Origin of the sequence: Methylomicrobium sp. Wu6 (assembly GCF_035916875.1) — a bacterium.
GTDB lineage: Bacteria > Pseudomonadota > Gammaproteobacteria > Methylococcales > Methylomonadaceae > Methylomicrobium.
Window position 1 is genome coordinate 1 of the sequence record NZ_JAXUHN010000036.1, and the last position, 8,019, is coordinate 8,019.

Annotated in this window: 7 protein-coding genes and 1 pseudogene; 5 read left to right on the top strand and 3 right to left on the bottom strand. The window is 50.1% G+C overall.

The features are described from left to right. Positions 1–111 (top strand): annotated as a pseudogene (locus U2W12_RS02255) (IS630 family transposase); the annotation flags it as partial. A 60-nt stretch (positions 112–171) separates the two neighbouring features. Here U2W12_RS02255 and yegQ read toward each other — a convergent pair. Next, positions 172–1,512: a tRNA 5-hydroxyuridine modification protein YegQ gene (gene yegQ / locus U2W12_RS02260; protein ID WP_326499048.1), complete on the bottom strand. Its 1,341-nt coding sequence runs from the start codon at positions 1,510–1,512 to the stop codon at positions 172–174. 312 nt (positions 1,513–1,824) lie between these two features. On the opposite strand from yegQ, the gene U2W12_RS02265 reads away from it, so the two are divergent. The 4 genes from U2W12_RS02265 (at position 1,825) to U2W12_RS02280 (ending at position 5,896) form a co-directional block, all read left to right on the top strand. Further along, entirely contained in the window at positions 1,825–2,499 is a 675-nt protein-coding gene (locus tag U2W12_RS02265; RefSeq protein ID WP_326499054.1) for a DUF4410 domain-containing protein, read from the top strand. 99 nt (positions 2,500–2,598) lie between these two features. Then, on the top strand, positions 2,599–3,057 hold the full coding sequence (locus U2W12_RS02270) for a putative lipoprotein (RefSeq protein WP_326499049.1): 459 nt from the start codon (positions 2,599–2,601) through the stop codon (positions 3,055–3,057). Positions 3,058–3,110: 53 nt separating this feature from the next. After that, positions 3,111–5,078 carry a hypothetical protein gene (locus U2W12_RS02275; RefSeq protein ID WP_326499050.1) on the top strand — a complete coding sequence of 656 codons (1,968 nt, stop codon included), beginning with the start codon at positions 3,111–3,113 and terminating at the stop codon, positions 5,076–5,078. Positions 5,079–5,389: 311 nt separating this feature from the next. Beyond that, on the top strand, positions 5,390–5,896 hold the full coding sequence (locus U2W12_RS02280) for a DUF1993 family protein (protein ID WP_326499051.1): 507 nt from the start codon (positions 5,390–5,392) through the stop codon (positions 5,894–5,896). 87 nt (positions 5,897–5,983) lie between these two features. Here the strand turns inward: U2W12_RS02280 and U2W12_RS02285 are convergent, their stop codons facing one another. Together U2W12_RS02285 and U2W12_RS02290 are read right to left on the bottom strand one after the other, a co-directional pair. Beyond that, positions 5,984–6,817, bottom strand: a complete 834-nt coding sequence (locus U2W12_RS02285; RefSeq protein WP_326499052.1) for a cytochrome c family protein — start codon at positions 6,815–6,817, stop codon at positions 5,984–5,986. A gap of 891 nt (positions 6,818–7,708) precedes the next feature. Next, positions 7,709–7,927 carry a hypothetical protein gene (locus U2W12_RS02290; protein WP_326499053.1) on the bottom strand — a complete coding sequence of 73 codons (219 nt, stop codon included), beginning with the start codon at positions 7,925–7,927 and terminating at the stop codon, positions 7,709–7,711. Positions 7,928–8,019: the final 92 nt, after the last annotated feature.

Here is an 8,019-nt window from a genome sequence, read left to right on the forward strand (position 1 = left end):
GTGGAGAAATACATTGCTGCCTACAACACGGGAGCGCAACCTTTCGTTTGGAAGAAACGCGAAGTCGTTGGCAGCCAGATCAAAAATACAATCTCTAACTTATGCAATTAGACACTAGCTTTCTCCCCGATAGAAGGGACTCTTCCTTGCATTGAAAAATTACCTAAAAATCTAGAAATATCTCGCCACCAGCCCATATCCCGCGTTCGCCGCCGGAAGCGGTATTTTCACTTCATAGCCCGCACCCGGCGCTTCCTGCATTTCCTGCCCGTGCATATCCAGCATCCGTTCAATGACAATGTCACTGTTACCTTCAGGCAAAATCAGCTCGACCCGGTCGCCGACCGCAAACTTGTTTTTCACCTCGATTTCCGCAAGGCCGGAGACACTGTCGTAAGCGCGGATTTCGCCGCAGAATTGCTGCTGGTGGCTCTTTGAATAGCCGGTAATGTAGTTCTGGTAGTCCTGGGTGTGGTGGCGCTGGTAAAAGCCGTCGGTGTAGCCGCGGTTGGCAAGGTTTTCCAGCACGCCGAGTAGTTCCGGTCGAAACGGACGCCCCGCCAGCGCGTCGTCGATCGCCTGCCGGTAAGTCTGCGCGGTGCGAGCGACGTAATAGTGCGATTTGGTGCGACCTTCGATTTTCAGGCTGTCGATGCCGATCTCGACCAGGCGCTGCACATGCTCGATTGCGCGCAAGTCCTTCGAATTCATGATGTAGGTGCCGTGCTCGTCTTCCATCACCGGCATCAGTTCGCCGGGGCGGTTTTCTTCCTGCAGGAAATAGATGTTGTCGGCCAGAGGGTGGCGTTCGGTGCCGGCGCAGCTGGCGGTGTTCAAGTCGTTCAGCGTCAACGGTACGTTGTCGGACACATAATCGCCCTCGGCGTTTTCATGCGCCGGCATCGTGTCGTATTTCCATCGGCAGGAGTTGGAGCAGGTGCCCTGATTCGGATCGCGGTGGTTGAAATAGCCGGACAAGAGGCAGCGCCCGGAATAGGCGATGCAAAGCGCCCCGTGCACGAACACTTCCAGTTCCATGTCCGGGCATTGCTGGCGAATTTCAGCGATTTCGTCCAGCGACAGTTCGCGCGACAGGATGATGCGCTCGACACCGACGCTTTGCCAGAATTTGACCGTCGCGTAATTGACGGTATTGGCCTGCACTGAAAGATGCACCGGCATGTCTGGCCAGGTTTCGCGCACCATCATGATCAGGCCGGGATCGGCCATGATCAGCGCATCGGGCCGCATCGCGACGATAGGCCTGAGGTCGTTGATGAAGGTCTTGACCTTGGCGTTATGCGGAATCACATTCGTCGCCAGGAAAAATTTCTTGCCGAGCCGGTGTGCCTCGGCGATGCCGATGCCGAGATTTTCGGCGAGGAAATCGTTGTTGCGCACCCGGAGGCTATAGCGAGGTTGCCCGGCATACACCGCGTCGGCGCCGAACGCGAACGCATAGCGCATGTTTTTCAGGGTGCCGGCGGGAGAGAGAAGTTCGATTTTTTTCATTGAGTTAAAACACTATTTAGCAATCGGCTATTTTAACTGATTACCGGATGAATCATCCGGTAATTGTAAGTAATTGATGCTGCGTCTGCACGGCCGCGCGTCGATCCGGGCAATCATCTGGAGGCTTTGAGCACGCCGAGAAGATTGAATTCCGGGTCGGTCAACGGTCTCTTGTTTTTAGAATAAACAAAGAGTCTAATTTACAAGATGCCGGGCAAGTTTTTTTATGTTCTTTACAAGACAATATCAGGGGTAAGTATTATGCATGTAACAAAATCATTTAAATGGCTGGCTGCATCAACTTTCTTGTTGATGGGAGGGTGCGCCCAAACGAACGTTCGGACGTCGAATGAAATCGCGAACTCCGGCCTTCCCAGACCGCAGCAAGTGCTCGTCTATAACTTTGCGGTAAGTCCTGAAGATATCAAGCAAAACGCAAGTTTTTTTGCGAAGTTGGGTAGAAACATGAGCGATTCTAACCAGACTGCGGAGCAAATACAGTTAGGCCGCGAGGTGGCCGATGCGCTGGCGACCGAACTGACGCAAAAAATTGCCGATATGGGCTTAAATTCGAGGCGCGCGACTGATAATGTGCCGGTTGCTCCAGGCTCAGTACTGATTACCGGTCATTTCATCAACATTGACGAAGGCAACCGTCTTCGCCGTAACGTCATCGGGCTCGGTTCGGGGCAGTCCTCGTTAGATGCGGAGGTGCGTCTATTGGCGCCGGGCCCATCCGGTTATACCGACTTGGCGGTGTTTGAAGCCCATGCAGATAGCGGCAGAATGCCAGGCGCCGCAGTTACGGGACCTGCGGGTGCGGCGGCCGGCGCGGAAACAGCCGCCGTTATTGGAGCAAACGTAGCAATCGGCGGCGTCAAGTCTTACAAGTCGGCATCCGCGCAGCAGGCGCAAAAAATGGCCGAGAAGATTGCGGAACAGCTTAATCAGTATTTTGCCCAGCAAGGCTGGCTTAATCCGTACTAAAGGCAATACGCATCGCCTAAGCCACAGCGACCAGATTAAAATTGATCAGGTGTTGAGGGATGGCTCTTAATACGACCCTATTTTATTCGGGAGATAATTATGTATTCGAATTCAGGACACTTTAACCTTAATCTTTTCAATGCTGCGATTGTGTTGCTTCCTCTGGTTGTTACCGGCTGTTCTTTCTCGGATAGCTCGGGGAGCATTTCCGACAGTGTGGGGAGCGTATCAGATTCATCAGGCTCTAGCAGTGAATCTTCAAAGTCGAATAAAGAAAAGAAATACGATAATGAAGTGTCCGACTATACGACGGCTTATGTGAAATCCTCCCATGCGGCGGCTGATTACAATGCCTATCTGAAAGGCATTAGCGACATTGCCGCCAAGAGAGGCATCGTTAACTGGGATCAGGAACCCAAGACCTACATAGCAATCGGCAAAGGCTTGAAGAAAGCCGGGATCGAAGGTGTCGCTTACGAAACCTATAGAAAGAATTTTGCTAATTCCGATGCGGAGAAGATGAAAAATATCCAAAAAGGTTACGAGTCGGAAAAATAACCTGCTTACAGACTCTTTGAAGATTAAGTCTCATCAGGCCCGCCTTCAATATCATGACACGCTCGAGTTTGCAGACAATCGGCGTTCATACGGTGATGGCGGCCTTGGTGATGCTGTCGTCCCCGGCTGGCGCGGCCACCTTTAATTACCTTTATATAGAAGCCAGCGAAGGGAATTCGAGCGGGGGACATACCGCAATTCAGTTCGATGATGACATATATCACTATCAACATGTCGATTCCGGCCTGATTCGCCTATTCAGACAAGAAAAAAACGATTTTCATTTTTTATACCGGTATTTGCAGAATCGCCCGATCCATCTAAGCCGGATCGAGGTGAGCGAGGATACCTTCGATCTGCTGAAAGACCAATTCACATGGCAGTTTTTGACGCAGGAAAGGCAGTTCAAATGGCTTAACGATCTGAATAGGGAGAGGATTTTTATCCGGCGCTTGTTGCAGAAAGCAAACGACGGTCAGTCCATTACCGACGGCGATGCGGCTTCGGTTTTGCGCTTAAAAGGCGTCGGGCTGTTTTATCCGGAACCGGGCCATCAGCCTCAACCCACAGAAAGCGTGTTTTCCAGGCAGCAATCGCTAAACATTCGACGTTTGCGCCAAAAAATCGAGCAGCACTATGGATCTGACTTTTTGCATCGCCGGCGTGAACAGCTCGAATCGCAAATCCAAGCATTGGCCCCTACCCTTTGGCCCACCATAAATTCGGATTTGGCAGGTGAAAAATTTCCTGCTTCCCTCTATTCCTTCACAGAAAAATACTCGGACACCCTAACCGCATTATTTGCGATTATAGCCCTGATCAATGCGCCGCCGTTGCAAGCCGATGCGCTCTTGCAGACGGATCCGCCAACCTTCAAAATTTCCGTAGCGGAAAGACGGGGGTTGCGGCAGTTACGGAATGATCTGGAAACCGGCCTTGTCAAAGCGGTCTATTCAAACCGGCCGGACTGGGGCTATGCCGTTTTAGTCAATCTGGCCCGGTATCTCGCGATCGACGCGACATTGCAGTCCGGCCATTGGTTTTTTATTGACGATTTTGCCGACAACAGCGAATGGGTCAAGCCAGAGCAGTACCTTGAACATCAGGCTCAGATACGGATTCTGATTCGCGACGCACGGATGGCGCTGCATCGAATCCGCCAATCAGCCCAATCCCGCCAACGGTTGAGCGAAGCCGAATACAGCCAAATCGAAATGGCGGCCAACCGTTATATAGAACTGCTTAAGAGCGAACAGCATCGTGATTTCCGCTATACCGGCGAGAAAGCCCTGCCCTCCAAAAGCATCGCTTTTCCGGATAGTCCGCTTCCGAATCTGACCAACAAACAATTAATAACGGCACTTTCAGCCCTGGATAACGGTGAAAAGAGCCTGTTTGAAACCATGAAACAGCGCTATCGCTATGACCTGATCGGCCGCAATTGCGTCACCGAACTGTTTAGAACGATCGACCAGGCTTTATTAGCACCCTATCGTTCCGGAGACAAACTTTCAGACCCTAACGTATTGGTTATGAAAGAATCCGAAAAACGTTTGGGCGGCTATGTTGAAATACCCTACAACTTCATTCCTTTTGTCTCTTACCGATCGGTTCTGGATCGTTACCATGTCACGCAGAACCGTGATCTGGAGTCTTACCGGGGTCTCGAGCTGGCAAAACTCAAGGCTCGACAAAATAATCTGATCGCGGCGTTGAGGGAATCGAATGTTGTGAGCAGCCATTTGTACAGGTACAATCCCGACGACGCGTTATTCGTGTTTTTTACCGACGACAATGTGCTGTTGAGGCCCTTGTTCGGAGCGGTTAACACCGCTGCCGGAATCGGCCAAAGCATTTATGGCCTGTTCAGCTGGCCCCTGGATTCGGGAAAAAATTTGCGATCGGGCGCGACCGGTATTTTAATGAGCCTGCCTGAATTATTTTTTTTCAATATGCGCAAAGGCAGTTACAAGTATTTGTCCTTCAATCAATTGTCCCAGACAGACTTGCCGGACGAGTGACAGGCTTTATTGCGTGTGTTCCGATTTATTATCGGCGGTGTGCAGGGAGCGGGTTTACCGGCTTTGTTCTGTTTTCTTCTAGCGGTGTTGCTGGTCGGTACGTCCCTGGTCTGGATTCCGACAACTATTTGGCTGAGCTACCATGGCAATGTGGGTTGGGCGGTTTTTACCGTCGTTTGGAGTATCCTTATTAATGCAAAGTGGTCAGCGCGGAATAGACCGGTTTAGCCCAGCCTTTCCTCTTTTGTGAATTAGGAGCTTACAACTGCTATAGTTACACTCCTTCTCGTCCTAATTAACGGAGTTTCATCATGCAAATTTCGATGTATCAAGCCTCTGTCCCAGTATTCGTCCGTATGCTGGATAATTTATCGAAAATACTTGAACTGGCTGTTCAGTACGCCGATGAGAAAAAAATCGATCCGGCCGTGCTGATCAATGCGCGCCTAGCGCCCGATATGTATCCTCTGTCCCGGCAGGTGCAAATCGCCACCGATATGGCGAAAGGCTGCGCCGCGCGTCTTGCCGGTTTGGAAGTACCCGCCTATGAAGATAACGAAGCCACCTTTCAGGAGTTGCTGGCGCGCATCGCCAAAACCGTCGCGTTTGTCCAAAGCGTCAGCCCCGCAAAAATTGACGGCAGCGAAGAAAAGACAGTGACACTCAAATTGCGCAACCAGGAAGTGAGTTTTTTGGGCCAACCCTATCTTCTTCATTTCGTGCTGCCCAATTTTTATTTTCATATTACGACCGCTTATGCGATTTTGCGGCATAACGGCTTGGCGATCGGCAAAAAAGATTTCATTGGCGGCCTTTAGACCGGCGCGGTTAAGTTACGCCATCCGGTCGGAATAACCGGAAATCGCATACGGATGCCTGACTTCCTTCGGCAGCGCACTCTACGGTTATTTTGTTGCGCATGATCCCGGAGTTTCGGCTTTCATCGCCTTCAAATAGTCCACGATACGCTCGATGATTTGCCGGCGCTCCTGCGCCGGCAACATGCGTCCTAAGGCTGGCATGGTCGTACCGGGCTTCAAGCGGCTCGGCGATTCTATCCAGGCTTGCAAATCGGCATCCTGCCAGCGGCAGGCGGCCCGGAGCAAATCCAGCGGATATTTTTTACCGCCGATGCCGCGAATGTTATGGCAAGTCAGACAGTATTCCTGCGTCTCTTCCAGACCCTGTTCAAGATTTTTGGCAACGCTGCGCGGACGCAAGGCCCGGTCTTCGGTTTTGCTGTGCAACTCGATCGCGGTAATCTGGTAGGGCCAGCCGTAAGCGCCCTGACGCAGCAGTTCCGGCGCGCCGAGATTGTCCCAAATCAAATAATAAGGACCGAGAGCGATTTGTTTCTCGTTTTGACCGATGTTATCGACCGTGAATGGGGCGCCGTCGGTCCGCGCAAAGGCCAGAAAGGCGCGGTATTGCTTTAGCTTCGAGCCGGCGACGACCGAACGGTAGCCATCCTTCGCGAAAAAATCAATCTCCGCGCTTTCCGACAGCCAGTGCTCGCCAAACCAGTGTGTCAAAAGCGCATCGACAGGCAGCGCCGTATAATCGGTCAGTGTGCGCCGTTCGTTCGTCGATGCGTGCGGCTCAACGACGGTAATTTTGCGGCTCGAAAGGTTGTACTTGGCGGACAAAGCGGCCGGTGACGGTAATTCAACGGCCAAAGCCTGTCCGGCAAGGATGATGATAAGAGCGGCCGGAAGGATGAATTTGCAAAGGTAAGCCATGGGGATAAGCGCTCGGGAAAGTCGATTGTTTCGATTGTAGCAGGCAAACCCGATGCAGCGGTCGCAAACCCGAAGAAAAAAGGTTCCTTCATTGTTGGGTTTTCGCGCGCCATCTTCCATGCAGTTGTATTAGGATAGGGTATCCTTGCAAATCATCAAGACTGTAACATTGCTATATCGGATGACATGACCATCGTGATTCCGCCCTCCCTCCTACTCTGCCCCAGCAGGGATGAATTTGTATAAAATTTTCTAAAATCCAAAAAGAACGCAAGATCGGTTAATTTTAATAATGCTAGAAGCCAACAATCACGGACTCTTCCCCAACCATAGAAAGTCGCACCGCTTTTCCGTGGCCCCGATGCTCGATTGGACTGACAAGTGTATTTTTTCCTTATAAATCAATTAATTGATATGAACAAAATTTCAATTTGTGCACTATTTGTGCACTAATTTTGAGGTGATTTGGTCAATTTCATAGAGAAATTTCGATCAATGGACAATTTCCCATCTTAATTCAAGATCTCCGCGCGGCATTTCTTTCCAAAATGGAGGCTGAAGACTGCCTGGCATAATTCAATTTAGCATGTCCGGATAGCGATCAGCTTTACAAATGATTGGACTGACAAATTGATATTTCAATTGAAAAACAAATGCCTATAATTTTTTTAAAATTCAGTTGTGCACTATTTGTGCACTGAATTTTCAATTAGAACCTTACGAAAAATCCAACATCCAAAACACCAAATTGGCAACTCATGCGCCGACGATCCCGGTTCAGTGGAGAAATTTACAAGCAAAAATTAATTTTCCATCATAAGGTTTAAACCACCGGCTTTAGCCGGTCAGCTTTAGCTGCGATAATAAAGGACAAGGAGGTGTTTCTATGCATTATAGATATGGGGGGATGTTGTTACGCGGCGGCAACCTTGATATTTTTTTTGCAAAAACGCCAATAACCCATTGATTTATATAAAGAATACCCACCTCATAAAAAATCCAATTTGACAAATTCAAAAATTTATGATTTAACGCCACCAGCATCATCTGCCTTCCCGCATTCCCCCCATCACCACCTAATATATAGAGTTTGCTCAGTAAATCAGCCATAGGCCTGTACAAGCCGAACGCCTGAGCAGAGCTGAGCGCGCTGGGTTAAAACCATTTGTTTCCAGGCATGTGCAACTGCCTCCATTAAACCA